This window comes from Brevibacillus sp. NRS-1366 (assembly GCF_050467985.1).
Genome location: NZ_JBITPN010000037.1, coordinates 54,599 through 80,794 on the forward strand (window position 1 = coordinate 54,599; position 26,196 = coordinate 80,794).

At 48.5% G+C, this 26,196-nt stretch carries 28 protein-coding genes and 1 riboswitch; of the genes, 14 read left to right on the forward strand and 14 right to left on the reverse strand.

The features are described from left to right. Positions 1 to 23 precede the first annotated feature (23 nt). Positions 24 to 1,175 (reverse strand): response regulator, encoded by a 1,152-nt coding sequence (locus ACIFQN_RS25160; RefSeq protein ID WP_429835771.1) that lies wholly within the window; start codon positions 1,173 to 1,175, stop codon positions 24 to 26. 199 nt (positions 1,176 to 1,374) lie between these two features. Continuing rightward, positions 1,375 to 1,959 (reverse strand): hypothetical protein, encoded by a 585-nt coding sequence (locus ACIFQN_RS25165; RefSeq protein ID WP_429835772.1) that lies wholly within the window; start codon positions 1,957 to 1,959, stop codon positions 1,375 to 1,377. A gap of 215 nt (positions 1,960 to 2,174) precedes the next feature. On the opposite strand from ACIFQN_RS25165, the gene ACIFQN_RS25170 reads away from it, so the two are divergent. Next, on the forward strand, positions 2,175 to 2,951 hold the full coding sequence (locus ACIFQN_RS25170; protein ID WP_429835773.1) for a DUF169 domain-containing protein: 777 nt from the start codon (positions 2,175 to 2,177) through the stop codon (positions 2,949 to 2,951). Positions 2,952 to 2,973: 22 nt separating this feature from the next. Here the strand turns inward: ACIFQN_RS25170 and ACIFQN_RS25175 are convergent, their stop codons facing one another. Next, positions 2,974 to 3,921, reverse strand: a complete 948-nt coding sequence (locus ACIFQN_RS25175; protein ID WP_429835774.1) for a helix-turn-helix transcriptional regulator — start codon at positions 3,919 to 3,921, stop codon at positions 2,974 to 2,976. Between the two features lie 94 nt (positions 3,922 to 4,015). Between ACIFQN_RS25175 and ACIFQN_RS25180 the strand changes: the two genes are divergently transcribed. Further along, a complete protein-coding gene (locus tag ACIFQN_RS25180; protein ID WP_429835775.1) occupies positions 4,016 to 4,225 on the forward strand; it encodes a hypothetical protein in 210 nt (69 codons plus the stop codon). Between the two features lie 235 nt (positions 4,226 to 4,460). Here ACIFQN_RS25180 and ACIFQN_RS25185 read toward each other — a convergent pair whose 3' ends face one another. Both ACIFQN_RS25185 and ACIFQN_RS25190 read right to left on the reverse strand, forming a co-directional pair. Beyond that, positions 4,461 to 5,576: an aminopeptidase gene (locus ACIFQN_RS25185; protein ID WP_429835776.1), complete on the reverse strand. Its 1,116-nt coding sequence runs from the start codon at positions 5,574 to 5,576 to the stop codon at positions 4,461 to 4,463. Positions 5,577 to 5,667: 91 nt separating this feature from the next. Continuing rightward, positions 5,668 to 6,867 carry an iron-containing alcohol dehydrogenase gene (locus ACIFQN_RS25190; RefSeq protein WP_429835777.1) on the reverse strand — a complete coding sequence of 400 codons (1,200 nt, stop codon included), beginning with the start codon at positions 6,865 to 6,867 and terminating at the stop codon, positions 5,668 to 5,670. Positions 6,868 to 7,256: 389 nt separating this feature from the next. On the opposite strand from ACIFQN_RS25190, the gene purC reads away from it, so the two are divergent. From purC to ACIFQN_RS25230, 8 genes are all read left to right on the forward strand, one after another. Continuing rightward, positions 7,257 to 7,976 (forward strand): phosphoribosylaminoimidazolesuccinocarboxamide synthase, encoded by a 720-nt coding sequence (gene purC / locus ACIFQN_RS25195; RefSeq protein ID WP_429835778.1) that lies wholly within the window; start codon positions 7,257 to 7,259, stop codon positions 7,974 to 7,976. Continuing rightward, positions 7,969 to 8,217, forward strand: a complete 249-nt coding sequence (gene purS, locus ACIFQN_RS25200; RefSeq protein WP_429835779.1) for a phosphoribosylformylglycinamidine synthase subunit PurS — start codon at positions 7,969 to 7,971, stop codon at positions 8,215 to 8,217. The genes purC and purS overlap by 8 nt, the downstream gene beginning before the upstream one ends. Before the next feature lie 3 nt (positions 8,218 to 8,220). Then, positions 8,221 to 8,913 (forward strand): phosphoribosylformylglycinamidine synthase subunit PurQ, encoded by a 693-nt coding sequence (purQ, locus tag ACIFQN_RS25205; protein ID WP_429835780.1) that lies wholly within the window; start codon positions 8,221 to 8,223, stop codon positions 8,911 to 8,913. Further along, positions 8,894 to 11,137 (forward strand): phosphoribosylformylglycinamidine synthase subunit PurL, encoded by a 2,244-nt coding sequence (gene purL / locus ACIFQN_RS25210; RefSeq protein WP_429835781.1) that lies wholly within the window; start codon positions 8,894 to 8,896, stop codon positions 11,135 to 11,137. The genes purQ and purL overlap by 20 nt, the downstream gene beginning before the upstream one ends. Continuing rightward, on the forward strand, positions 11,122 to 12,540 hold the full coding sequence (purF, locus tag ACIFQN_RS25215; protein ID WP_429835782.1) for an amidophosphoribosyltransferase: 1,419 nt from the start codon (positions 11,122 to 11,124) through the stop codon (positions 12,538 to 12,540). The genes purL and purF overlap by 16 nt, the downstream gene beginning before the upstream one ends. Positions 12,541 to 12,569: 29 nt before the next feature. After that, on the forward strand, positions 12,570 to 13,610 hold the full coding sequence (purM, locus tag ACIFQN_RS25220) for a phosphoribosylformylglycinamidine cyclo-ligase (protein WP_429835783.1): 1,041 nt from the start codon (positions 12,570 to 12,572) through the stop codon (positions 13,608 to 13,610). Continuing rightward, positions 13,604 to 14,212, forward strand: coding sequence for a phosphoribosylglycinamide formyltransferase (purN, locus tag ACIFQN_RS25225; protein ID WP_429835784.1), 609 nt, complete (start codon positions 13,604 to 13,606; stop codon positions 14,210 to 14,212). Before purM ends, purN begins: the two co-directional genes overlap by 7 nt. 86 nt (positions 14,213 to 14,298) lie before the next feature. Continuing rightward, the gene (locus tag ACIFQN_RS25230; RefSeq protein WP_429835785.1) at positions 14,299 to 14,685 is read left to right on the forward strand and encodes a helix-turn-helix domain-containing protein; all 387 of its coding nucleotides are present in this window, start codon (positions 14,299 to 14,301) and stop codon (positions 14,683 to 14,685) included. Positions 14,686 to 14,797: 112 nt separating this feature from the next. Here ACIFQN_RS25230 and trxA read toward each other — a convergent pair whose 3' ends face one another. From trxA to ACIFQN_RS25250, 4 genes are read right to left on the reverse strand one after another with little or no spacing between them, the layout of a single operon-like run. Then, positions 14,798 to 15,109, reverse strand: a complete 312-nt coding sequence (gene trxA / locus ACIFQN_RS25235) for a thioredoxin (protein ID WP_429835786.1) — start codon at positions 15,107 to 15,109, stop codon at positions 14,798 to 14,800. Between the two features lie 51 nt (positions 15,110 to 15,160). Further along, positions 15,161 to 15,613, reverse strand: coding sequence for a carboxymuconolactone decarboxylase family protein (locus tag ACIFQN_RS25240; RefSeq protein ID WP_429835787.1), 453 nt, complete (start codon positions 15,611 to 15,613; stop codon positions 15,161 to 15,163). A 41-nt stretch (positions 15,614 to 15,654) separates the two neighbouring features. Continuing rightward, on the reverse strand, positions 15,655 to 17,043 hold the full coding sequence (locus tag ACIFQN_RS25245) for an MFS transporter (protein ID WP_429835788.1): 1,389 nt from the start codon (positions 17,041 to 17,043) through the stop codon (positions 15,655 to 15,657). After that, positions 17,030 to 17,941, reverse strand: a complete 912-nt coding sequence (locus tag ACIFQN_RS25250) for an NAD(P)/FAD-dependent oxidoreductase (protein ID WP_429835789.1) — start codon at positions 17,939 to 17,941, stop codon at positions 17,030 to 17,032. The genes ACIFQN_RS25245 and ACIFQN_RS25250 overlap by 14 nt, the downstream gene beginning before the upstream one ends. Positions 17,942 to 18,186: 245 nt before the next feature. Between ACIFQN_RS25250 and ACIFQN_RS25255 the strand changes: the two genes are divergently transcribed. Next, positions 18,187 to 18,585 (forward strand): RrF2 family transcriptional regulator, encoded by a 399-nt coding sequence (locus ACIFQN_RS25255; protein ID WP_429835790.1) that lies wholly within the window; start codon positions 18,187 to 18,189, stop codon positions 18,583 to 18,585. 62 nt (positions 18,586 to 18,647) lie between these two features. On the opposite strand, the gene ACIFQN_RS25260 is transcribed toward ACIFQN_RS25255, so the two are convergent. Next, positions 18,648 to 19,574: a magnesium transporter CorA family protein gene (locus tag ACIFQN_RS25260; protein WP_429835791.1), complete on the reverse strand. Its 927-nt coding sequence runs from the start codon at positions 19,572 to 19,574 to the stop codon at positions 18,648 to 18,650. Between the two features lie 247 nt (positions 19,575 to 19,821). After that, a riboswitch (M-box (ykoK) riboswitch) is annotated at positions 19,822 to 19,994 on the reverse strand. Positions 19,995 to 20,140: 146 nt separating this feature from the next. On the opposite strand from ACIFQN_RS25260, the gene ACIFQN_RS25265 reads away from it, so the two are divergent. The 3 genes from ACIFQN_RS25265 (at position 20,141) to purD (ending at position 23,553) form a co-directional block, all read left to right on the forward strand. Beyond that, positions 20,141 to 20,512: a hypothetical protein gene (locus ACIFQN_RS25265; RefSeq protein WP_429835792.1), complete on the forward strand. Its 372-nt coding sequence runs from the start codon at positions 20,141 to 20,143 to the stop codon at positions 20,510 to 20,512. Between the two features lie 183 nt (positions 20,513 to 20,695). Next, complete coding sequence (purH, locus tag ACIFQN_RS25270) at positions 20,696 to 22,246, forward strand: bifunctional phosphoribosylaminoimidazolecarboxamide formyltransferase/IMP cyclohydrolase (RefSeq protein WP_429835793.1); 1,551 nt, start codon at positions 20,696 to 20,698, stop codon at positions 22,244 to 22,246. Positions 22,247 to 22,281: 35 nt separating this feature from the next. After that, complete coding sequence (gene purD / locus ACIFQN_RS25275; RefSeq protein WP_429835794.1) at positions 22,282 to 23,553, forward strand: phosphoribosylamine--glycine ligase; 1,272 nt, start codon at positions 22,282 to 22,284, stop codon at positions 23,551 to 23,553. Positions 23,554 to 23,597: 44 nt separating this feature from the next. Here purD and ACIFQN_RS25280 read toward each other — a convergent pair whose 3' ends face one another. The 4 genes from ACIFQN_RS25280 to ACIFQN_RS25295 all read right to left on the reverse strand — a co-directional run bounded on the left by ACIFQN_RS25280 (position 23,598) and on the right by ACIFQN_RS25295 (position 26,035). Continuing rightward, on the reverse strand, positions 23,598 to 24,806 hold the full coding sequence (locus ACIFQN_RS25280) for an MFS transporter (protein WP_429835795.1): 1,209 nt from the start codon (positions 24,804 to 24,806) through the stop codon (positions 23,598 to 23,600). Positions 24,807 to 24,817: 11 nt separating this feature from the next. Continuing rightward, the gene (locus ACIFQN_RS25285) at positions 24,818 to 25,261 is read right to left on the reverse strand and encodes a MarR family winged helix-turn-helix transcriptional regulator (RefSeq protein ID WP_429835796.1); all 444 of its coding nucleotides are present in this window, start codon (positions 25,259 to 25,261) and stop codon (positions 24,818 to 24,820) included. A 129-nt stretch (positions 25,262 to 25,390) separates the two neighbouring features. Beyond that, positions 25,391 to 25,528, reverse strand: a complete 138-nt coding sequence (locus ACIFQN_RS25290) for an EYxxD motif small membrane protein (RefSeq protein WP_429835797.1) — start codon at positions 25,526 to 25,528, stop codon at positions 25,391 to 25,393. A 12-nt stretch (positions 25,529 to 25,540) separates the two neighbouring features. Then, positions 25,541 to 26,035: a YgaP family membrane protein gene (locus ACIFQN_RS25295; protein ID WP_429835798.1), complete on the reverse strand. Its 495-nt coding sequence runs from the start codon at positions 26,033 to 26,035 to the stop codon at positions 25,541 to 25,543. Positions 26,036 to 26,196: the final 161 nt, after the last annotated feature.

Genomic DNA, 26,196 nt, shown 5'->3' on the forward strand with positions numbered 1-26,196 from the left:
TCTATTTGAATAGAAAGCTCCGTTTAGGGTGCCTGTATCGTTTCCCTACGCCAAGCTTCATACCAAGTGCTGATCTCAGAAGTGACAGGAAAGTCTAGTTCTTGCTCCCATCTGGATACCAAAAGTTCGTACTGTTCTTCTACAGCAGCGTGATTGCCTGCCAAGGCATATAACTTCATCAAAGTGAAATAGCTGTCTTCAACGAGCGGATGAAGCTGCTGCATCAGCTGATTTACTTTTGTGGCTGATTGCATCATATCTTGTTCGACATAAAAGCTGCTCAAATTTTTCGCCAGTTGCAGCCACAGCCGACGGAGACGCTCGCGCTCATGTTCTGCCCAGAGATACTCGTACTCTCCGAAATAATCACCCGTGTACATCTCTAAAATGCGTTCATATACTTGGGCATTGTGAATGGTAGGTGGACTTAATTGAAGCGCATGATTTTCCCATTCCTCCGCGTCAATATGAACGAGCCCGACTGAAAGCCTGTAGCCGGTTTCCAAATTTCCTTTGGTGATCGAAACAATTCCGAGTCCGTGTTGTTTCAACGTTTGACGGATCAGGTAGACCGTCGTATAAAGCTGTGTCACTCCTTTGGACAAATCACAGTCAGGCCATAGAAGCTCAATTAACGTTTCTTTGTCAATCATCCGATTTCGGTGATGCAACAAATAGGCAAAGAGCTCCCTCGCTTTGGCGGTACGCCACTTAATGACCTTAGGTTCTTGGTCAGGAAGCTGAAACTGAATGTGGTTAAAGCATTTAATCGAAATCAGAGGCTTAGCTTCTACACTTACCTCTTGTTCACTCTTGATCCGGTCTCTTAGCCGCTCTATCGTTTTTTGCAGACGTTTGAGTTGAACTGGCTTCATGATGTAATCCAGCGCACAGAGCTCGAAAGCATCAACTGCATATTTATCATAGCCCGTCACAAAGACAATTTCAGGGGCAGGTTGGAACAATTGAAGCTGCTCTCCGATTTCCAGACCGCTGATACCCGGCATGTTAATGTCCAGGAATACGACGTCTGGTTGGAGCGTTTTCACCATGTCGATTGCCAAAAGAGGGTCTGAATACGCCCCGATAACCTGAATACCAGCTACATCGCGTTCCAGCACTTTTTGCAGATGCATCAAAGGTAGGTGCTCGTCATCGACCAATATAGCTTTCATCGAAAGATCCCTCCTCCAAACTGGTGGTCTATGTACACAAATGGCGCTAGTTGGTCTTTGGAAATATGTGCTTATCTACTACTCTATCATCAATTTACTAGTTGTCCAAATTATGTATAGAAGGAATTGTGAAAGATTGTGTTGAGGAGGCGAAAACAGATGGCGAAAAGCCCGGAAGATAGATTCCCAGGCAAAAGAACTAATCGTATGTGAAGGTCACCACTTGCTGCAGGTCAGTATCCACGCCGATGGCAACGGCGTTTTGTCCATCTGAATAGTAGAAGTAGCGCTTGGTGGTATGGGCACCCGCGTCAGAGGATTTTACAAGCTCGAAGGCAGAGGGAGTGAGCAGTTTTTTCGTTCGTATAAACTCGGCAGCCGCTTTCTCTAGATCGGCATCCGCGATTGTTTTCGTCGCTTTTTCTCCATTCAATCCGATCGCATCGATCGATAACGAGAGAACTTGTTTTGTCTTGGGCTCAATGATCGCGTGGAAGCCATAGACATCTCCATTGACGGGCTGACGTGTCAGTACGGCGTGCACAGGTATTCCTTTATAGATAGGTTTACCTGTAGCGGCGTCTACTAGCTTGGAGGGGTCCTCCAGCGTAATCTCGCGGTCAATGGTATCCACATCTACCTGATAATATTGTCTGACAGCGGCGGCCGCAATTTGAGCCGCTTCTTCTTTTCCGAGTCCTTGTACTTCTTCCAGGGATTGCGAAGAGCATCCCAGCAGTAGACAACCAAGCAAGAAAGTGCTGATATACAAAAGCTTTTTCATTGATATCCTCCAAGCCGTTCCTGTTACCTCTTATCCTAGCAAGGTTTGGTTTCAGCCGACATTGATTTTCCTTTCCGCAACCTTACGATTTTGTAAGCTAATTTGAAAATAATGTATAATGATAACATGCAAAAGAGTGGGAATAAAAAGAGAAGGATTTTGCTTGAAAAAGACGAAAAATTCGGAGTACAGCCATTTTGGAGGAGGTAATAAACTTGAACGCAAAAGAGCTGAATCAAGCCATTCAATCGTATGTGCGTACAGAAACATTTCCTGTTGGCGTCAAAATCGTAAAGGATGAAGCCGCACTGCCTGCAAAAGCAAAACGGCCGCAGCGTGATCTCGGCTACCAAATTACGATTTGCCAAGCCGTTAGTTTTTCTCGTCGCTACGGCTGGAGCATTGCCATGAACGGTGCTGATCTATCCTGTCCCATCGCGCAAGTAGCATTTGGGTATGAGGAGCAGCCGGCTTTTTATACAGAAGGAAATCTCGCCTGCGGCATGTACACGGATACGCTGGAAGCCGGTGCAAAGAGTGAGCTGGATGTGCCGAAGTTTTCCGCTGAAGAAAGCGGCTATTACGTATCCACTCCACTGGAGCGCGCAGAGATCGATCCGGACGTGGTCGTGATTTACGGAAACTCGGCGCAAGTCATGCGCTTGGTGGCAGGGATGCTCTACAAGCGTGGAGGCTCCATTCCTTCGACCTTTTCCAGTCGTGCGGATTGTGCGGATATTGCGATCAAGCCATTGCAGACGGGTGAGCCGCAAGTCATCGTTCCCTGTTATGGAGACCGATTGTTTGCCCAAACACAAGATCATGAAATGGCATTCAGCTTTCATTTCCGTGATGCCGCCGAGTTGGTAGAGGGATTGGCAGGTACACAGAAGGGCGGGGTACGCTACCCGATCCCGTCATTTTTGCGCTATCAGGCAGAGTTCCCTCCGACTTATCAAAAGCTGGCAGAGTTGTTTGAAGGAGGAAGGTAGGGGCTCCATAATCCTTTCGTCGCTAATAGTGCTGCAGCATTTTTTCCGCTTCCTCACGAATTCGGTCGCGAAGGGATTGAGGTTCAATGACGACGACTTGGGCCCCCCAGCCAAGCACCCAGGACAGGATTTCCTCCAGCTGCCGAACGCGTAGTGTGACAAGGGTTCCTACTGGGTGCTCCTCCATTGTTTCTATAAAAAAATTGTTCGATTCTTTTACTTTGTCCGCGATGGTTGAATTCACACGTATGCGCACGAGCAGGTGTCGATCGTCCTGAGGCTTGTAGGATGCCAACTGAAACTGATCGGGAGGCGTAAAGCTGTCTGCGAGAACGGTTAGGCCGCTCATTCGTGACAAACGAAAATTTCGGATGTCTTGGCGAAGATCGCAATGTGCGAGGAGGACCCATGATCCGCGAGCAAGCACGAGCCCATAGGGGGCCACATCCCGTACGCTTTCCCGTCTCCCATCATGCCCAGGATGACTCTTCTGATACCGAAATCTTACTTTTTGGTGGCTCAAAATAGCTTGACGGAGTGTTTCCATATATGCGAGTACTTGTCCTTGAATCGTATTCTCGCATGTATCGAGGAGGCGAAAGGCTGAGCGGACACGGGCAGACTCTTGGCGAACCGGCTCAGAGAGGAGTGCTTCCAGCTTTCTCTGAGACGCTTTCGCTCTAGCTCCGTAAGTCGGGTCAAAGGCTTGTTCAACCAAATCAGTACCAATGAGCAGAGTAACTGCCTCTTCAACAGAAAAGCTGACAGGCGGTAAGAAATATCCCTCCATCAGGGAATAGCCCGATCCGGGAGCGCCTACTACAGGAACCCCCGCCTCACTTAGCGCCTGCATATCACGATAAATAGTTCGTACGCTCGTTTCAAAGGTGTCAGCCAAATCTTCCGCTCGTACCACATTTTTGCGTTGCAGCTCGAGTACGATGGCCAACAAGCGGTCTGTTTTGTTCATACGGCTGCCCCTCCTTTTGAAAAGATGAACGATGATTCGTGGGTAACATTGTCTCTTCTATTCTAGTGGAATGATGAGTGAGGAGGTAGAGGAAGTGGGAAGAAAATACGACGACGAACAATACGATATTTCCCCATTTAATAGTGTGACTGACCATGCGCAGCGAATACAGGGACTCTCGAACAAAAGAGTAAACCTAGCGCAATTGCCAAAGTGGTTGCGTTTTTTCTGGTACGCCATCGCAGGAGCGGTATTTGTGGGAGGAATTTTTCTGATGATAGCGTTGCTTTTCTCGGGAAAATAAAAAAAACTCTATCGAGGCCACCTCATGGAGGAGCGAGCGCGTTTTAGCGGAAGGTTATTCTTGCTGAACCAGGAAGCGGATGCGCGAGGTTTATACTTTCTGATTCAGTAAAAAAAGCTAGGGAGCATTGCCCCTAGCTTTTTTGTACAGATAAGAATTTATAAAATTCTTATCCAGTATAAGGGCAACTGCGGCTCCGCCAAAAGGCATGGCGCAGCCAGGTTTTCTAATTTGCTTACACCAGATTCTCCGGGTTCAAGCCATCCAGCTCTGGCAGTACGAAGCGTCCGTCTTTGCGGATCAATACGTCATCAAACCAGATTTCGCCGCCACCGTACTCTGGGCGTTGGATTTGCACGAGATCCCAGTGGACGGACGAGCGATTTCCGTTATCTGCCACAGTATACGCGTTACCTGGCGTGAAATGGAAGCTGCCTGCGATTTTTTCATCGAACAGAATGTCCAACATAGGATGCAGGATGTGCGGGTTGAAGCCAATCGCGAATTCGCCGATATAGCGTGCGCCCTCGTCTGTATCGAGAATTTCATTCAAGGCTTTGGTGTTAGAGCTTGACGCTTCCACAATTTTTCCTTCTTTGAAGGTGAACTGAACATCTGTGAAGGAAATGCCATGATAATTGGTAGCTGCATTGTAGAAGATGGTTCCTTCAACGGAGTCACGTACCGGAGCGGTGTAAACTTCGCCGTCAGGAATATTGCGTTTGCCATCGCATTTGATCGCATTGATTCCTTTGATGGAGAAACGCAGGTCTGTTTTTGGACCTACGATGTGGACGCGGTCGGTGCGCTCCATCAGTTCTTTCAATGGCGTCATGGCGTTGGACATTTTGGCATAGTCCAGGTTGCAGACAGAGAAGTAGAAGTCTTCGAAGCCTTCCAGACTCATGCTAGACAATTGCGCCATGGATTTGTTTGGATAACGCAGCACTACCCAGCGTTTGTTCGGCACTCGCTCGTTTGTATGTACGGGCTGGTAGAGAATACGGGAGTAGATTCCCATCTTGTCTTCAGGAACATCCGCATATTCATTGATGTTGTCAAATGCGCGAATCGCAATGTACGCATCCATGTCTTTCATCCGGTCATACTCGTATTTGGCCATGAGAGCCATATGCTCTTCGCTTGTGCCTTGATAGAGCGCACGAAGGACTTCTTGATCTTTCAGCGTTACCAAAGGAAGGGCGCCTACCGCAAACGATTCACGTACGAGAGCACGCACCAGCTCAGGTTGAAGGCCTGTATTTTCTATCAGGACCTTTTCTCCTTTTTGCAAATTGAGAGAATAACGGACGAGACGACTGGCCAATTCATTGATCCGTGGATCTGCCATTGTTACGCAACCTCCATAGTAAAAATTTTTTTATTGATTCTATTATGGCACACCTTCCTATACGCTCGCCAGACATTATGTGAAAGACGATTTACAGGCAGGCTTCATAGATGGCGATGATGTCCTCTGCATTCAGTTGTCGGGAGCTGGGCAAGTGCCCTGCGCCTCTTCCGCCGATATGTACCGCTTCTTCAGCCATTTGGGGCATGATATCCTTGGTAACACCAAAGTCGGACAAGGTCTCTGTAATGCCCATTCGTTCATACCAATGCCGAACTGCTGTGATGGTGGCAAGAGCGGCCTTGTGCGTGTCTTCTTCTATAATGTCAAAGCAGTGGTGTCCCATACGTGCCAATCGTTCTGGACGGTCTGGCAGAATCACCTGTTCAAAATAAGGAAGGGATAAGATCGCTAGTCCACGGCCATGGGCCATATCGAATATTCCGCTCAGCGGATGCTCAATTCCGTGCAAAGGCATTCCAGCGCCTCGGCCCGCCAGAACAAATGGACTGATTCCAAGTGTACTTGCCCATAGCAGGGTGGACCGTGCTTCTTCGTTGTTTGGCTGTTCGATTGCGGTGAGAGAATGCTCGACCACTAGGCGGATCAGCGTCTCAGCAATGCCGTCCTGCACATTCGTTTGGTCAGCGCTGATTAAATAGCTTTCAAATAGATGCGAAAAAATATCCGCGCACGATTCGGCAGTTACGCGAGCCGGAACCGTAAACGTAATGGCGGGATCGAGGATGGCGATTTTCGGGTAAAGAGCAGGTCCGTTGATCGATGATTTTTCATGCGTATCCCAGTGGGTCAGTACGCTGATGTTGTTCGCTTCTGAACCCGTTGCCGCTACGGTTGGGACTGTCATGAGCGGAAGTGCGTCGTGCACAGGAACCAGTTGCTGGCCCGAGCCGCTTGGGTTTCCTCGCATATAGTCGTAGATGGGCCGTCCTGACTTGGCAGCAGCAGCAATGGCTTTGGACGCATCCATTACAGAGCCGCCGCCTACTGCCAGTATGAAATCACAGTGGTGATCGCGGGCAAGCGCAGCACCTGCGTCTACGGTCATGGTCCGCGGGTTTGGTTCTATTTTGTCAAACAGGATGTGCTCTACTTGGGCCTCCTGTAGAAGTGCCTGTACACGGTCTAAAAGGCCGGTGCGCTTGGCTGCCCTGCCGCCCGTTACAAGTAGTGCCTTGTGACCAAGAGATTTTGCTTCCTGGCCCAAACGTTTCAGCTCGCCCATGCCAAAGTAGATATGGGTAGGAAAAGATACCTCAAACGGAAACATCTGAAATTCCTTCTTTCACGTAGTGGTTGTCCACCGTTAGTGTATCACAATTGGAGTGTGGGCAAAATTGGCAGCAGCATTCTTCCAGGGGCCAGAAGGTGGAAGAAGAGTAGTAAATAATGTCTCTTGTCTGCAAGAATAATCCTCCTAATAGATCAGCCTGCTGCAAGGGACTAAGGCAAGGAGAACGTGTTGAGCTGGTATAGAAGGACTGTAAGCGAATGTTTAGAGTGAAGATATGATCAATTCTACTCCAAAATCCGAACTATTGTCGAAGTCTGTTCACTCTTTTTTCGTTGATAAATGCGTATGATTGTGTTTTAATGTATTTGAAACGTTCGTGTATTTACAGCAACTTAACCTTTTTACCTAGGAAGGTGACTCCTACAGTGGAAAAACAAGAACAACTCTACGAAGGCAAGGCAAAACGTATTTATCGGACATCAGTGCTTGATCAATACTGGGTGGAGTATAAAGACGACGCAACAGCATTCAATGGAGAGAAACGGGCGCAAATCACTGGAAAAGGTGAACTGAACAATCGCATCACCGCTATTTTCTTCACGATGCTGAAAGAGCGCGGCATCGACAACCATTTCGTTCGCCTGTTGTCTGCAACTGAGCAGGTTGTACGCAAAGTGGAGATTATTCCTATAGAGGTAGTCGTACGTAATATTGCGGCTGGCTCACTCGCCAAACGCCTGGGAATGGAAGAAGGAACTATCCTTCCACAGCCAGTTGTTGAGTTTTACTACAAGGATGACGCACTAGGTGATCCGCTGGTGAATGCTTCTCACATCAAAGTATTGGGAATCGCTAGCGAAAGTGACCAAGCCACGCTTGAGCGCATGGGCCTTGCTGTAAATGAAGTACTTCGCCCTTATTTGCGGGAGCGAAACATTACACTGGTCGATTTTAAACTTGAATTTGGTAAAACAGCGGACGGGGAAATTCTCCTCGCCGATGAAATATCGCCGGACACATGCCGGTTCTGGGATTCAGAAACAAACGAGAAGCTGGATAAAGACCGCTTCCGTCGGGATTTGGGCAACGTAGAAGAAGCTTACCAAGAAATGCTGAAGAGACTGGGAGGAGACGTACATGTTTAAAGCAGTTGTATATGTAACTTTGCGCGAAAGCGTGTTGGACCCACAAGGCCATGCTGTAAAAGGTGCTCTGCACACCCTTGGATTTGACGAAGTAAGTAATGCACGCATCGGTAAATACATGGAGCTTACGCTGGATACGGCTGACCGTGCTGGGGCGGAAGAACGTGTACGTGAAATGTGCGAGAAGCTGCTGGCCAATACGGTGGTTGAAGACTATCGCTTTGAGATCGTGGAGGGCTAAAAGATGCGAGTAGCGGTTATCGTGTTTCCTGGCTCTAATGCTGACATCGACTTGTACAACGCGGTTGAAGATGTAATGGGTGTGTCGGTTGATTACGTTTGGCACTCCGATACCGATCTTTCCCAATATGATGCGATTCTTTTGCCAGGTGGCTTCTCTTATGGCGATTACCTGCGTTGCGGCGCAGTCGCCCGTTTTTCACCGATTATGGAGCAAGTGGTGAAGGCGGCAGAAGAAGGCAAGCTGGTTATGGGAATCTGCAACGGATTCCAGATTCTGACGGAAGTAGGCTTGTTGCCGGGCGTTCTTTTGCGCAACCGTTCACTGAAGTTCCGCTGCACGCTGGCAGGACTGCGCGTGGAAAACAACGAGACCCCGTTTACCAGCGATTATGCTGCAGGGGAAGAAATTCAGATTCCAATCGCGCATGGCGAAGGGAACTACTACTGTGATGATGAGACGCTGGCAAAGCTCAAAGCTGGCAATCAGATTGTGTTCCGCTATCATGGCGAGAATCCGAATGGTTCTCTTGAAGATATTGCAGGTATTTGCAACGAACAGGGCAATGTGCTGGGCATGATGCCTCACCCAGAGCGTTCAGTCCATAAATGGATGACCTCTGATGACGGCCGCCGCCTGTTTACCTCGATCCTGAAGACGTGGAGGGAAAAAAGCAGTGTCACAACTCACGCATAAAGAACCGACAGCCGAACAAATTGATGAACAGAAAATTTACCGCGAAATCGGTCTGACGGATGCAGAATACCAACGTGTAGTAGAAATCCTCGGCCGCAAACCAAATTGGACGGAGACTGGTCTGTACAGTGTCATGTGGTCCGAACACTGCTCCTATAAAAACTCCAAGCCTGTTCTGCGTCGCTTCCCGACAAAGGGACCTCGCGTCCTGCAAGGACCAGGTGAAGGTGCTGGTATCGTCGACATCGGCGATAACCAAGCGGTTGTATTCAAAATCGAAAGCCATAACCATCCATCTGCCATTGAGCCATATCAAGGTGCTGCTACAGGCGTAGGTGGAATCCTCCGTGACGTTTTCTCCATGGGCGCTCGTCCGATTGCGGTACTAAATTCGCTTCGTTTCGGGGAGCTTACTACTCCTCGCGTGAAATATTTGTTTGAACATGTGGTTGCCGGTATCGCTGGTTACGGCAACTGCATCGGGGTTCCAACTGTGGGCGGCGAAGTCAACTTCGACCCTACCTATGAAGGAAATCCGCTTGTCAACGCCATGTGCGTCGGTCTGATCGACCACGATAAGATTCAAAAAGGGGTAGCCTCTGGTATTGGCAACCCAGTGATTTACGTTGGCTCCAGCACGGGACGCGATGGTATTCACGGCGCGACCTTTGCATCCGAAGAGCTGACCGAAGAATCCGAGAAAAAACGCCCTGCGGTACAAGTTGGCGATCCGTTCATGGAAAAACTGTTGCTCGAAGCATGCCTGGAGCTGATCGACACGGGTATTGTCGTAGGTATTCAGGACATGGGCGCGGCTGGCTTGACCAGCTCCAGCTCCGAGATGGCTTCCAAAGCAGGTAACGGAATCGAAATGAATTTGGATCTGGTGCCACAGCGTGAAGCAGGAATGTCTGCTTATGAAATGATGCTTTCTGAATCACAAGAGCGCATGCTCGTCGTCGTAGAAAAAGGCAAAGAAGCGGAAGCAATCGCGATTTTTGACAAATGGGGCTTGGCTTCTGCTGTCGTGGGTAAAGTAACAGAAGACAGCAAGCTGCGTCTGCTGCACCAAGGCGAAGTGGTAGCCGAAGTACCAGTAGACAGCCTGGCTGATGATGCGCCTGTTTACCACCGTCCATCTGCGGTGCCTGCTTACTATGAAGCAAATGCCAATGTGGACGCAGTAGCAGCGATCAACGAGCCTGCTGATCTGAACGAAACCTTGAAAAGCTTGCTGGCACAGCCAACCGTTGCAAACAAAGCGTGGGTATACGAGCAGTACGATCATATCGTTCGTGCCAACACAGCCGTAAAACCAGGCTCTGACGCAGCAGTTGTCATGGTGCGCGGCACGCGCAAAGCACTTGCGATGAGTACAGACTGCAACGGCCGCTATGTGTACCTCGATCCAAAAGTAGGCGGTGCTATCGCTGTAGCGGAATCCGCGCGTAACGTCGTTTGCTCGGGTGCGGAGCCGCTCGCGATTACAGACTGTCTCAACTTCGGAAGCCCTGAAAAGCCTGAGGTATTCTGGCAGTTCGAGAAATCGTGCGAAGGCATGAGCGAAGCGTGCGTGGCTCTGGATGCGCCAGTTATCGGCGGAAACGTTTCTTTTTACAATGAACGCAGCGGTGATGCGATCTATCCGACACCAACCGTCGGAATGGTTGGCTTGATTACCGATGTTGACCATATCACAACCCAGGATTTCAAAAACGAAGGCGATGTCATCATCTTGTTGGGCGAAACATTCGCAGAGCTTGGTGGAACCGAGTACCAAAAGCTGGCTACAGGCTCGATCTCCGGACGTCCGCCGCAAATTGATTTGACCAAGGAAACGGCTGTGCAAAAGCTCGTATTGACTGCGATCCGCAAAGGTCTGGTAGGCTCCGCTCACGACTTGTCTGAAGGCGGACTGGGTGTAGCTTTGGCTGAGTCCTGCTTTGGCAAGAACCTGGGTGCAAAGGTTACATTGAACACTGCACTGCGTCCTGACGTGCTGCTGTTTAGCGAATCGCAGTCCCGTATTTTGGTCAGTGCATCCAAGGAGCAGGCAGAAGCGATTCTCGCATTGGCAGGTGAGCACGGCGTACCGGCCGAGAGAATCGGAACCATCGGCGGGGAAAGCTTGGTAGTGAATGTGAACGGTACAGAAGCAATCAATGCTTCCATTCAAGAGGTGAAAGCAGCCTGGAAGGATGCGATTCCATGTTTGATCGGGTAATCTGGGACAAACTGAATGAAGAATGCGGCGTCTTTGGCATCTACAACCACCAAGAAGCATCCCAGCTGACTTACCTGGGGCTGCATGCCCTTCAGCATCGCGGTCAGGAGAGCGCAGGTATCTGCGCCTCCGACGGCGAGAAGTGGTATAAGCATCGTGGCATGGGGCTGGTAGCGGAGGCTTTTGGCAAGGGTGATCTGGAGAAATTCCGCGGTCATATCGCCATTGGCCATACCCGGTATACGACTGCCGGATCCAGCAAAATTGAAAATGCACAGCCACTGTTTTTCCGGTATGCACAAGGAAGCATGGCTGTTGCCCATAACGGCAACCTGGTGAATGCTGCCGTTCTCAGAAAAGAACTAGAAGCAAAAGGATCCATTTTCCAAACCACCAGCGACACCGAAGTCATTGCTCACTTGATTGCACGCTCTGAGAGCCGTGATCTGCCAGGAGCGGTAAAAGATGCGTTGCAGCACATAAAAGGCGCATATGCTCTCCTGGTGATGAACGAAAGTCAACTGGTCATTGCACTTGATCCAAATGGATTGCGTCCGCTCTCCATGGCACGACTGGGAGACGCGATTTGCGTTGCTTCCGAGACCTGTGCATTTGACATTATTGGGGCTAAGTACTGGCGTGATGTTCAGCCAGGCGAGTTGATTGTCATTGATAAAAATGGCGTGAGTGAATCCAAGTTCACTGAGACTACCCAACGTTCGATCTGTACCTTTGAATACATTTACTTTGCCCGTCCAGACAGCGATATTGATGGCATCAACGTACACATGGCACGCAAACGTCTGGGCAAACAGCTTGCCGTGGAATCTGCGATTGAAGCAGATGTCGTGACAGGTGTGCCTGATTCCAGTATTTCCGCAGCGATTGGTTTTGCTGAAGCGACAGGTATTCCTTATGAGATCGGCTTGATCAAAAACCGTTATGTAGGACGTACGTTTATCCAGCCGAGCCAAGAATTGCGTGAGCGCGCAGTCTATCTCAAGCTCTCAGCAGTTCGCAAGGTAGTCGAGGGCAAACGCGTAGTCATGATTGACGACTCGATCGTTCGCGGCACCACCAGCAACCGGATCGTTCGCATGCTGCGTGAGGCGGGTGCCAAGGAAGTCCACGTGCGCATCAGTTCGCCGCCCGTCATGAACTCCTGCTTCTATGGCATTGATACCTCGACACGTGATGAGCTGATCGCGGCAACCAAATCGATTGAGGAAATCCGTCAAATCATTGAAGCTGATTCCTTGTCATTCTTGTCGGTAGAAGGAATGATCGAAGCAATTGGACGTCAGGACTCGGATCCTAATAAAGGACATTGTCTCGCTTGCTTTACCGGGGAGTATCCGACTGAGATTGAATTTGAAGAGGCGCTTCCGGCGCTCAAGTGTTAATATAAGCACCCTTGTGAGGGGGAGAAACGATGAGTGAAGCATATAAACAAGCAGGCGTGGACATCGATGCGGGGAACGAAGCAGTCGAACGGATGAAAAAACACGTGAAGCGCACATTCCGTCCCGAAGTACTGACGGATTTGGGCGGCTTCGGTGCTCTATTCCGCCTGGATACAACCAAGTATGAAAAACCGGTGCTTGTCTCCGGTACAGATGGTGTCGGAACCAAGCTGAAGCTTGCGTTTGCCATGGATAAGCACGATACGATCGGGATTGATGCTGTAGCGATGTGCGTCAATGACGTGGTTGTGCAAGGGGCAGAACCGCTCTTTTTCCTCGATTACTTGGCGGTAGACAAGGTCATTCCTGAAAAGATCGAAGCCATTGTCAAAGGCATTTCCGATGGCTGCTCGCAGGCAGGCTGCTCCCTGATCGGTGGAGAAACAGCTGAGATGCCAGGAATGTACGCAGAGGGCGAATACGACATCGCTGGTTTTACGGTAGGTGTTGTTGATGAGAGCAAAATGATTACTGGAGCTTCTGTTGAAGCAGGCGACGTATTGATCGGGCTTGCTTCGAGCGGTGTGCACAGCAATGGCTTCTCTCTCGTGCGCAAAGTGCTTTTGGCTGACAAAGGCTTGTCGCTGCATGATCATGTAGACGTCCTCGGCAAAAAGCTCGGAGAGGAATTGTTGACTCCTACCCGCATCTATGTGAAACAAGTGCTGTCTGTACTGGAATCTCATGAGATCAAGGCACTGGCGCATATTACAGGCGGCGGCTTCACAGAAAACATTCCGCGTGTGCTGCCAGAGGGTACACAGGCGACCATTGATGTTGGTTCGTGGCCTGTTCTGCCGATTTTCCAACTGGTTCAAGAAGCGGGCAACATTTCTTATCCAGACATGTACAAGACATTTAACATGGGAATCGGCATGATGCTGGTTGTCAAAGCAGACGATGTGGATTCTGTCGTAGCCAAGCTGAAAGACCTGGGTGAAGAGCCATACGTCATCGGTAAAATGGAAGCTGGCGAGCGCAAAGTCGTATACAACGGGGTGGAATGGTGAGAAAGCTGGCCATTTTTGCTTCGGGAAGCGGTTCTAACTTTGAAGCGATCGTCCAAGCTGTCCAAGACGGACGGCTTGGCGGTGTGGAAGTAGCGCTTCTGGTCTGCGACAAGCCGGGAGCCAAAGTATTGGAACGGGCAGAACGGCTAGGGATTTCTGCTTTTGTTTTTCAGCCAAAGGAGTATGCTGACAAGGCTTCCTTTGAAGCCGAGATTGTGGCGCAACTCCAAAAACTCGATATTTCTCTGGTTGTACTGGCAGGCTACATGCGATTGGTTGGGGAGACGCTTTTATCTGCCTACGAGGGAAAAATCATCAATCTGCATCCGTCCCTTTTGCCGGCGTTTCCCGGGAAAGATGCGATTGGTCAGGCACTGGACTACGGGGTAAAGATTACGGGGGTAACGGTACATCTGGTAGATGCGGGTCTCGATACGGGTCCGATCATCGCTCAGCTGCCTGTAGCCGTGCAAGAGACAGATACAAAAGAAACATTGGCAGCGCGTATCCACGAAGTAGAGCACGGCCTTTTGGTAGAGGTCATTGGCCTGTTGGTGGAAGAGCGTGTAAAGCTGGAAGGACGGCTTGTCCAGCTGACATAAGATAACAGAGAAAGCAGAGAAACCGACGCGAGAAATTGTGTCGGTTTTTCCTTTTTCCGGTAGAGTATATATCGAGGAGTGGTTAAATGAGAGATCTTAAAAACATTTTGTTGCTTTGCCTTTGCGTATCTGTATTGGCTGGGGCGTGGATGATTTCTGATGTTGAGAAGAGCGTAGTTGCATTCGGAAATGGAGAGACACACAATACGGCTGCCATTGCAAATATCCTGGCGAACATGACTAGTTCAGTAAGCAATATGAATCAGAGGAAGGCTCAACAAGAAAAACAAATACTTGATGCAGTAGAAGCGGCTGAATACTTAGGCATTACCGAGCAGATTTTGGCCAAGCTTTTGGATAGTAAGGATATTCCTGCTTTGCAGATCAACAGCACGTACCGATTCTCCAAAAGAGCTTTGGATGAGTGGGTATACGAGCAATCCATCAAACGGACTACCTATCAAAAATGGTAGCGTCCCTGAGCAAGCAGCAGCGCGCAGTCTGCTGCCGGGAGCAGCTTGCCGTTTGCATAACACAGCAAAACCGACACAGTGGATGTGTCGGCTCTTCACCGTCTTGCTCTTTTTATCTGGTTACGAATTTTTTCAGTTCAATGAGAGGAACGGCACCGATGACTTTGTCGATTGGTTGGCCATCTTTAAACAAGATGCTAGTGGGCAAGCTCATTACTCCAAATTGATTGGCAACCTCGGATTCTTCATCTACATTGAGCTTGAGGATTTTGACATCATGGTTTCCTTCGGCTACGTATGCTTCAAGGATGGTCGCAAACATACGGCACGGTCCGCACCAAGGCGCCCAAAAATTGACTAAGGTGAGTCCTTTCGTTTGCATTTCGTTCTTAAATGTAGCATCGGTTACGTGGTAAATCGCCATTTTGTATCGTCTCCTTTATTTATTTTATCGATTTTCCAAAATCACAAGCCTTTATTTCTCTAATGAACATCCAGGCGTCATACCGGTAGCAATTCCGAGTCGGTTCCAGCAGTTGGTGACATTGATCGCCATCACCAGATCGATGTACTGTTGTTCATTAAAGTGGTCGCGGACTTGCTTGTATACATGCTCAGGTACTCCGAGCTCGGAAACCTTAGTAAGATGCTCCGCAAGCTCAAGTGCTGCTTTTTCCTTCTTGCTAAAGTTCGGCACATCACGCCATACGTTCAGGAGTAAAATGCGCTCAAATTGATCTCCTTTGTCGTACAGGGCTTTTGCGTTTACATTCATATGAAAGGAACAACCATTTATTTGAGACACTCTTAGCTGGATTAGGTCAATGATAGTCTCATCCAAACTGGATTGAAGTACAAAGGATTCAAGGCTCTTCATGGCTTCGTAAGCAGCAGGGTTTACTTCGTTGTGAATCATTCTTAATTCCATTTCAAATCCCTCCCGAATTTAGTTCGATTCAATAAACAACTTCAACTGTTTACCGACTTCTCAGCCACAACTGGAGATCTGCTGATCAGTACGATTGTGATTACCGCGGCAACCACAAAAAACACGCCAGCCGTTCCGAATGCCCAAGCGTAGCCTCTTACAACTTCGGCCTGTATGGATGCCACGGACATCAGGATTGCTAGCCCCACGGTCGGACCGAGTTCCATGGCCGTGTTCATGACGCCGCCGGCAAGCCCGGTTTGGTGCTCTGGTACGTTTACTGTCGAGAGCACGGCGGCTCCGGAGAAAATCAGCGATATACTGGCACCCAGAATAATCTGTCCAGGCAAAAGACCTGAAGCATAGGCAGTGTCGTGATCAATCCCAGCGAGGAGGCCCCACCCGACAGCTGCTAAGATAAATCCTGCAACGGTTACCATCCGTGCGCCGAATCGTCCCACAAGGGCAGGAGCAGCCAGATTCGTAGCAATCAGCGTCACTGCAAAGGGGAGGAAGCCGACTGCGGTAGAGAAGGGTGACCAGTTTCGGATTTGCTGGAGATAAAGCGACAGAACGAACTGGATAAGCGCTGAAGTGGCGGCGGCCAGCAGCATACCGAGCAACCCAATGGAACGGTATCGATCCAAAAGAAAGCCAGGCGGGAGAAGCGCATCACGTACCTTGTATTCGACAAGCAGAAAGGAAGCAAGCAGCACAAGACCGGCAACCAGAGGGCCCCACACGACAGCTGAGGTCCAGGAATGATCCTCGACAGCAATCAAACCGTAGCTGGTAAACACAATGCCCAAGGTAGCGAGGATGGCTCCAAGTGGATCAAGACCAGGACGGTTGCTGGTATTTTCGGAGCGGTCTGCTGGGAGTAACCAGCGTGCTGCGGCAAGACCTATGATGGCGACCAGAATCGGAACACCGAACATCCAGCGCCACGAGATCCAGGTTGTCAAAATACCTGAGGCGACGAAGCCCACAATTGCACCTAGGACGGAAACGCCGCCCCAAATGGCCATGGCGCGTCCGAATGCCGCAGGATCAGGGAACAGGACACGTAATACAGCCATGGCAGCAGGTGCTATCAATGCCCCACCGATACCTTGCAAGAAGCGCATACTGACCAGAATCTCGAAGCTGGGGGAGAAGGCTGCGAAAAGAGAGGAAGCTCCGAAAACAATCAGCCCGATTACGAACATCCGCAGGCCACGGTATCGATCCGCCAGCCGACCGCCAAACAGCAGCAGACCGCTAAAGGGCAGGCCGTAAGCAACTTGAAGCAGCAGTAGCTGTGACGAACTCAAGGCGAACTCGTTTGCAATCTTTGGCATCGGAATCATGATCAGCGCGATCGTAAAGATTAGTGTCGCTTGGACTAACGCCAAGATCGTGAATGTGACTCGATTTTTACCATTTGTCATGGAAATCTTCTTCCGTTAATTCCTTGGTTACACTCATAGCTGCTTTACTTCCGGTGGCAGCGGCATAAATCAGTTGAGAAGGCGCGACATACGATGTGTCCCCTGCGGCGAACAAACCAGGGATGGAGGTTTTACCTAGTTGATCTGTCTTAATCCCGCCCAATGGGGTTTTTTCGCAGTCCAAGCTCTCGATAAATGGCGCGCTGTGAATAAATTTAGGAGCTACGAATCCGCCTGTCCTGGCGATCGTCGTTCCATCCGCAAAACGTACATGCGATAGTTGCCCGTTTTCTCCGATGAAGGCTGCGACAGGCTGCTCCATCACCATGATTCCTTTGGAAAGAAGCTGCTCTTTTTGTTCATCTGAAAGTGAATTTTGACCATTGGTGCAAACGACCAAATCGCGGGTCCAATTCAAAAGCAGCTTGGCGGTATGGAAAACGGATGGATCTTCGGAAACGACGACAAGAGGTTGATCTTGCAGCTCCCAGCCATCGCAAAACGGGCAATTAAACAGACTTTTTCCATATAAAGAATGGAGGCCATCAATCTCAGGAAAGATTTCCTTTAAGCCTGCAGCCAGGATCAGCTTGCGTGCTTGAATCCGAGCGCCTGATGAATCATGCACCTCAAATCCCGAGTCGAGCTTTGTAATGAAAACGACCTCTGTTTCCAGATGATGAACAGACGGATAGCGGAGCACCTCCTCATAGGCAATGCGGCGAAACTCTGCAGGCGTCACTCCGTCTCTCGTCAGATAACCGTGAGATGCATGGGTGACGGCATTTCGGGGCTGATTGTTGTCGAGCAAGGCGACATTTCTCCGTGTTCTGCCGAGCACCAGAGCGGCATTTAAACCGGCTGCCCCTCCGCCAACAATCGCGCAATCGTAAATCATAATGTTTAACTCCTTTCCGAAGATATTAGAGACTCTTTATATCTGTGATTGAATTGAAAGAAAAGCTTCATCTAATAAAGATAAAGCAAGATAAGGTAAGCATAATCGTAAGAGCGCTCTTAGATTATCGACTTATAGTATCTATAATATCCGTTATTTTATTAATGTCAAGTTGCATGTGACACTTGCTATCTTGTGAAATGAACCTTATCATAGATAAGTAAAGTCTACAATCGAGGTGTCTTATGAAGTTTTCACAGGCAACCGACAATGCGCTCCATGTGATGCTTTATCTTGTAATGGAAGCACCAGACAAGCCCGTAAGTGTGCAGATATTAGCAGAGAAGCTGGGGGTTTCCCAGACCTATCTTTCCAAAATGCTGACCAAGCTGGTCAAGGCAGGCCTTATCCATTCTGTATCCGGTGCAAATGGCGGATACAGACTCAAGCGCAGCTATGAGGAGATTTCCTTTCTGGATGTCATTCATGCGATCGAAGGCACGACTTCTTTGTTTGAATGCAGCTTTAAACACGGGAGCGAATGTCTGATTCAACAGGTCGTCATTGATGCCGAGCGGCAAATGGAGCAGTCTCTAAAGCGTAAAACAATTTCAGAGCTGGCCAAACAAATGAAAGGCGTTTAAAAAAACAGTGGTAGTTTTGGACCATATTATCTTGTCCAAACTTCCACTGCTTTTTCATTGAATCAAAAGTATTTCTTTTTCCAAAAGATGAGGCTGGTGACCAATGCTGAGACAAGAGAGAGCAGCATGATAATGGAAAAAGCATGGTCATTATTCTGCAACGGTAATTCGACGTTCATCCCGTATATACTGGCGATCATGGTAGGAAGAGCCAATACAATTGTAATGGCTGTCAATATTTTTACAACATGATTGACATTGTTTGAAATAACAGAGGCAAAAGCATTCATCATCGAGCTCATGATGGAGCTGTATACCTCAGTCATTGCGATCGCTTGCCTTGTTTCAATCATGACATCTTCCAACAGCTCCTTGTCTTCCTCATAAATTTTCAGGTAACTGCCATTGAACAGCTTCTCCAGCAAAATGTTGTTTTTGGTCAACGCTGTCGTAAAATAAACAAGACTTTTTTCGATTTCTAATAAGGAAAAGAGTTCTTTATTTCGGACCGATTTATGCAGTGCCTCCTCCATTTTTTCTCGTCTCTGGTTAATCTGCTTCAGGTATAGCAAATAGTAGAAAGCCATCCGGTAAAGAATTTGAAGGACAAACCTTGTTTTCATGAACGTATGAAAATGCTTTACGCGGCCAGATACAAAATCCTCAAGGATGGGAGTGTTTGTGAGGCAAATCGTAATAAAGCAATCATTTTTGATGATGATTCCAAGTGGGATGGTACGTATTTTATCGTCTGAGCTCAGAATCGGGATCTCTACGATCAGCATCGTGCAATCCTCGTCTTTTTCAATTCGCGCGCGCTCCCCTTCATCGAGAGCATCTCGAAAAAATTCTTGGTCAATCGCAAAAATATCTGAAACATGCTGGATTTCTTCCTGCGTTGGTTCCGTCAAATGAATCCAGCACCCTTTTTCATAATCGGCTAATTCTACGAGATTTCCAAACTCATTGCTGCGATAAATGTTTAGCATCACTTTCACCCTGCCTTTATAAAAAATAGTAGCGAAAGGTGCGCAAAGCTGCTTTATCGGCGGTGGCTACCGCATTCCAAGCAGCGGTGAGCTCCTTCCTTAACAAAAATCTTTATGGAGTGACATAATCGAATACGGAAAGCAGCTCACCTCCCTGGAATCAACAAAAAGGCTTCCCGTGTGTAGGGAAGCCTTGAAATGCTAATAAAAAGTGCATGGAAAAACACGCACTTAAAAAGCACTTAACATACGCTTCCCCAAGTTGAGTTTTGGCACATGACGACGTAGAGCAACCATTCGTGCTCAGCCACCTTAAGTAAAGCCTTAATCCGGCAATCCCTGTTCTACCCATTGGCGTCTTTCGACATTTCCGGGCAGTGGCCTGTGTTCGTCATGGAGCCTCACCTAACGGGAACGGTTCCATTAAATTTTGTTAATCAAAGTATCTATCGCAGTATAGGTGGGACGATCTTGGTTTGTCAACATCTTTTCATCAACAAAAACCCAAACCATTTGCCACTCCTCAACATACAGTAGAAAGAAGCCGGAAAAGAGGAGGGGCCCATTTGAGCGGAGATTTTGTTGCCGATTTGCTGGGCAAGCTAAGCAAGAAAACAGGGCGGGAATGGACGCTAAACGATATTGTGAAGCTGGCTGAAAAAATGCCTAAGGGCGGGGGCAACATCGACTCCGTATTAGACGAATTGTCTGATATGGGACTGGATGTGCCCGAATCGACGAAGGAACGGGTCAAAGACCACATGAAAAGTGGGAAATCCTTTACTATGGACGATTTGGGGGGGCTTTTGCCCAAAGATGTGAAAACGAAAAGCACCAAGAGCAAAAAGCCGATCAGAGCGGCAGGAAAAAGCAGAGACTTGTCGCTTGCGGAACGCGTGAAGAAATTGTCGGGAAAAAGCAAGAAAAAGCGCTACTAACATGCATAGGTATATGGTGAGTGCAGTCGCGAGTGCCGAATAGGCATGGGCGGCTGCGTTTGTTTTCCTCCACGAAAACCTTGATAAAAACGTACAATTATGTTTTAATAGGAAAGAAATGTTCGTGTTTTAACTTAATTCCGTTCATAATCGTTTTCAACTAAAAGTCAGGAGGTTCTATCCGTGAGTGTGAAAAAAGCGTTGATCAGCGTTTCTGACAAGACAGGATTGATTCCGTTTGCCCGTCGACTAGCAGATGCCGGAGTAGAGATCATTTCAACCGGAGGTACTGCTTCTCTCTTGAAAGCAGAAGGTGTTCCTGTTATTGGCATTTCCGAAGTAACTGGATTTCCGGAAATTCTGGACGGACGCGTCAAAACGCTGCATCCGAATATCCACAGCGGCCTCTTGGCTGTGCGCGACAACGAAGCACATCAAAAGCAATTGAAAGACTTAGGCATTGAAACCATTGATCTGGTCGTCGTGAACCTGTATCCTTTCAAAGAAACGATTGTAAAGCCAGACGTGACATACGAAGATGCAATTGAGAATATTGATATCGGTGGGCCTACAATGCTGCGTTCCGCAGCCAAAAACCATGCGTTTGTCAGTGTGGTAGTTGATGCTGCTGATTACGAGAAAGTCGCCGAAGAAATTGAAGCAGGTGGCGATACGACATTGGAGACGCGTCGCAGGCTGGCTGCAAAAGTATTCCGTCACACAGCGGCGTATGATGCCCTGATCTCCCGTTACCTGAGTGAACAAGTAGGCGAGCTGTTGCCGGAGAGCTATACTGTCACCTATGAAAAAGCGCAGGATTTGCGTTACGGCGAAAATCCGCATCAACGCGCAGCTTTTTACCGCGAACCGCTGGCAAGCAGCCTGAGCATCGGATATGCAGAGCAACTGCATGGAAAAGAGCTTTCCTACAATAATATCAATGATGCGGACGCGGCATTGGCGATTGTACGTGAATTCAACCAGCCGGCTGTAGTAGCCATCAAGCACTCCAATCCTTGTGGAGTAGGAATTGGCAGTAATATTCGTGAAGCCTATCAAAAAACGTATGAAGCTGATCCCGTTTCGATTTTTGGTGGGATCGTAGCTGCTAATCGTGCAATCGACCACGACACGGCTCTTGCCATGAAAGAAATTTTCCTGGAGATCATCATCGCTCCTGATTTTACCGAAGAAGCATTAGCTGTCCTGACTGAGAAAAAGAACCTTCGCCTACTGCGCATCCCGGCACTGAATGATTTGGGCAAAAAAGCGGACAATCTCTTCCGCGTAGCGCCTGTAGCTGGTGGCGCCCTGATTCAGGATTTCGATTACAAGCAGCTTGAGGAAAGTGAAATTCAGGTGGTTACGGACCGTCAGCCGACAGCAGAAGAATTGGTCCAACTGCAGTTTGCGTGGAAAGTAGTCAAACACGTCAAGTCCAACGCTATTTTGCTGGCGAAAGACAACATGACGATTGGTGTTGGCGCAGGTCAAATGAACCGCGTAGGCGCAGCTAAAATCGCGATCGAACAGGCTGGTGCCGCGGCAACTGGCTCTGTACTGGCATCAGATGCATTCTTCCCGATGGGGGATACAGTAGAAGCAGCTGCACAAGCTGGCATCACTGCGATTATTCAACCAGGCGGGTCCGTTCGCGATCAAGAGTCCATCGACGCTTGCAACCGCGCTGGAATTGCCATGGTGTTTACTGGCACTCGTCATTTTAAACACTAATAGAGCAAATCACCTCTACTACAGGAGGCTATACGATGAATGTTTTAGTTATTGGCGGCGGCGGTCGCGAACATACCATAGCTTGGAAGCTACTGCAAAGCCCAAAGGTAAAGAAGGTTTACTGTGCACCCGGAAATGGTGGCATTGCTGGAATCGCACAAAATGTACCGATTGATGTCCATGATTTTGCCGCGCTTGCCCAGTTTGCCAAAGATGAGGGGATTGACCTGACCGTGGTCGGCCCCGAAGATCCTCTGTTAGGCGGGATCGTGGACTTTTTCCAGGAACGCAACTTGCCTATTTTTGGCCCGAACGGAAAAGCGGCGTTGATCGAGGGAAGCAAGTCGTTTGCCAAAAGTTTAATGAAACGCTACAACATCCCGACTTCTGCGTACGAATCGTTTCTTGATTATGAATCCGCCATCGCATATGTGCGTGAGCAGGGAGCTCCAATTGTGGTCAAGGCGGACGGTCTGGCTGCAGGTAAGGGCGTAGTCGTAGCAGAGACACTTGCAGAAGCAGAAGAAGCACTACGCCATATCATGCAGGATCATGCATTTGGCGAAGCAGGAGCGCGTGTCGTCATCGAAGAATGCATGCGCGGCGAGGAACTGTCCTTGCTGTCGTTTGTCGATGGAGAAACAGTGAAACCGATGATCACTTCCCAAGATCACAAGCGTATCTTCAACGACGATCTTGGGCCGAATACAGGTGGCATGGGGACCTATGCACCGGTTCCGCAAATGTCCGATAAACTGGTAGACGAAATCGTCGAAACCATTGTCAAACCGATGGCAAAGGGTATGGCGAATGACGGTATTCCATTCAAAGGAATCTTGTACACAGGGCTGATGATTACCGAGGAAGGTCCAAAAGTAGTGGAGTTCAACGCGCGTTTTGGCGATCCTGAAACACAAGTCATCCTGCCGCTGTTGGAAACCGACTTGCTGGACATTTTCGTGGCAACAGTAAATGGTGAACTGGACGCAGTCGATGTCACCTGGAAAAAGGGAAGCGCTGTGTGTGTCGTGATGGCAGCTCCCGGTTATCCTGGAGAGTATCCGAAGGGTCAGTTGATTCACGGCTTGGAACAACAAAGGGAAGGCGTGACCGTATTTCATGCCGGTACCAAGCAGACCGAAGAGGGCATCGTGACGAGCGGTGGTCGCGTGCTGGGTGTTGTTGGCTTAGGAGAAAACTTGGAAAAAGCGCGCGAAGCAGCTTACGAGTCTGTGCAAGCCATCCGGTTTGAAGGGGCTCAATATCGGACTGATATTGCGGCGAAAGCCATGAAACATCAGCAGTAAAGCAAAAAACCAGGCAAATCAAAGCCTGGTTTTTTTCTTCTTTTTTAGATCCCAGCGTTTTCGCTAGTCATAGCAGCTTTTTTTCCTTTGCCATTCACGATCTGTGAAAGGAAGTAGATGACGAGGAAGAGGAGCATGGAAAGAGCCGACCAGCGGTACATGACGGAGTAGCTCGAGTGAGTGGCCAGAACCCCGAGAAGCATGGAGCCTACAGCAATTCCTAGATCAATGGAATTAAAAAATACACCATTGGCCATACCCCGTTGTTCAGGTGAGACCTGTTTGACCATCCAAGCTTGAATGGACGGTTGAATGGTACCATAGCCCAAGCCGTAGAAAAAGGCGGAGACCAGTAAGATCGATTGGGTACTTGCTAACGATAGGATGAGCAGGCTGACCCCGACGAAAATAGCACCGGGAGGTAGTACGGCCATATGACCTTTGCGATCAAACAGCTTTCCAGAAAATGGACGGATCAAAACCATTGCGATAGCATTGAACAGAAAGAAGGACCCGACATTCTCAATATGCGTTTCTTTTCCGTACAAGGCCAAAAAGCTGAGCACCCCGCCATACGTGATAGACAGACAAAAATTTAATGCGGCCGGCAGCAAAAGCTTCTTGTCAAAAAAACGTCCGAGACCTGTAGGCGCTTCAGCGTTTTTAGCAGGCCCTGGCTGTTTCCCATAGGCCCGAATGATTTGCATGAGAGGAAAAATGAGAGCGATCAACAGAACGACAGTCACGAGCATCGATCCAAATCCAAACTGATTAAGAAGGGTAAGACCAATCATAGGACCGAGCGCCATGGCAAGGCTGGTGGACAATCCGAAATACCCCATTCCTTCGCCGATTCGCCTATTCGGAATGACGTTGGAAACAATCGTGGGAAAAGTCGTGCTCCCCATCCCAAAGCCGATACCGACAACCATTCGCATCAAAAGAAAGAAGACGATGCCGTCAGCAAAATAATAACCGGCAGTGGCAAGCCCGACAAAACAGAGGGCGATGATGGCAAGCATTTTACTGCTTTTCGTTTTCAATGCTTCCCCGGTAAAGACTCTGGCTACAACCGCTGCAATACAGAATAAGCTGATGACCAGACTGACAATAAAATCATCCGCTTGGAACGCCTGTTTTACATAGGCAGGGAAGGTTGGGGTCTGCATCTGGATCGTAATGAACAAAAGCAAATTGCAAACAGTTAAGAGGACGAAATCCTTCGTCCATAGTTTCTCTCTAGCCTCTCCCAATGATGTCACTCCTACTCTTTTGTATGTCTGTTTATGTTTGTATTGATTTGCAAAAGGATCTGTTTCAAAAAGTCTAATTGGTCAGAAGGGATGTCTCTGAATATTTCTGAGACAGCGCGGGCTTCTACGGGGATCGCTTTTTCAATCCATTCTCGTCCTTCAGGAGAAAGGTGTATGAGAAAGGCACGTCGATCCTCGGGACACATTTTTTTCTCTACCAAGCCTTTTTTTGCCAAGATATCAAGCAATCTCGTCATCGTAGGCTGATCCTTGGCTGAACGAAGAGCCAGTTCTTTTTGGTTAATGCCGTCCTGTTCACGCAACCTGAACAAAACAGCAAACTGCTCTGTGGTCAGATCAAATTCCCGCAGATAGGTGGAAACGTGGTGGATCATTCTCCGATACGTATTGCCGATAAGAAAACCTAGTGGTTCATCCTTCCATTGGTCGATCACGGTGATAGCCTTCTTTCGCCTGAAAATAATTGCTATGACAATTATAAGCTAAGCAACTAAATGTGTAAATAAAAAAACCGCTATCAAGACTTGTTCATGTTGAGGTGGTAATTAAAAGAAGATACCGCTTTACTGGCGGTATCTCCCTTTTTTTCTGCTCAGGTTGTAAACGTAGTACCCCATCACAGCAATCACGCCAATGATAGCAGCGATGACAAAGAAATTGTGGGAAAACCATTCGTACAAGGGAGGTCCGACTGTCAGCATAGATATAACCTCCTAAGAATAAGTAGGATACTGGTTTGATGGATGCCCGTGCTTGTCTTGGGAACGGTAAGAAATAAATTCCCGAGCTGCCTGTTCAATTCGTTCATCTTCAGCAGTAAGCGATTCCTTTTGGAACCCACTGCTTTGGCTTGCGGTCGCAGCTTGGTTCTCAATGGTCGGTGCGATTGTTTGCTTTTGCTTGTCTGTCGTGCCGGTTAGGTTCATGGAGCTCGTAACCTGATTCATGACAGCCTGCATTCCTGTTTGCTTTACCTTGTCCATGATGTTTTGCATGCCATTTGCCTTGATCGTGTTTACACCTAACATAGCGGACATGGGACAAAAACGGGTGACACCTTCTGCTACCTTCATCGCGGATAATGACATCAAAAGCCAAGGAGTGTTATAAGGGCGACGACTCATTTTGCCAATACCATAAGCCAAACCTAACAGACCACCGGTAATCCGAATCATAGCATCAGTGGTACCCACGTTTTTTTGCATCATAATAGCCTCCTGTCGATTCTTCTATGAAATAGTCTGTGGTTTTTCGAGGTTTCGCACCCGTGGAAATTGTTGCTACCGATTACAGGAAAAAGCAGGGGAAGTGCCAGCCAGCGACGAAGCAGTTAAAGCAGAAAGTGAATGGACGTTCAGTAGGTCAACTG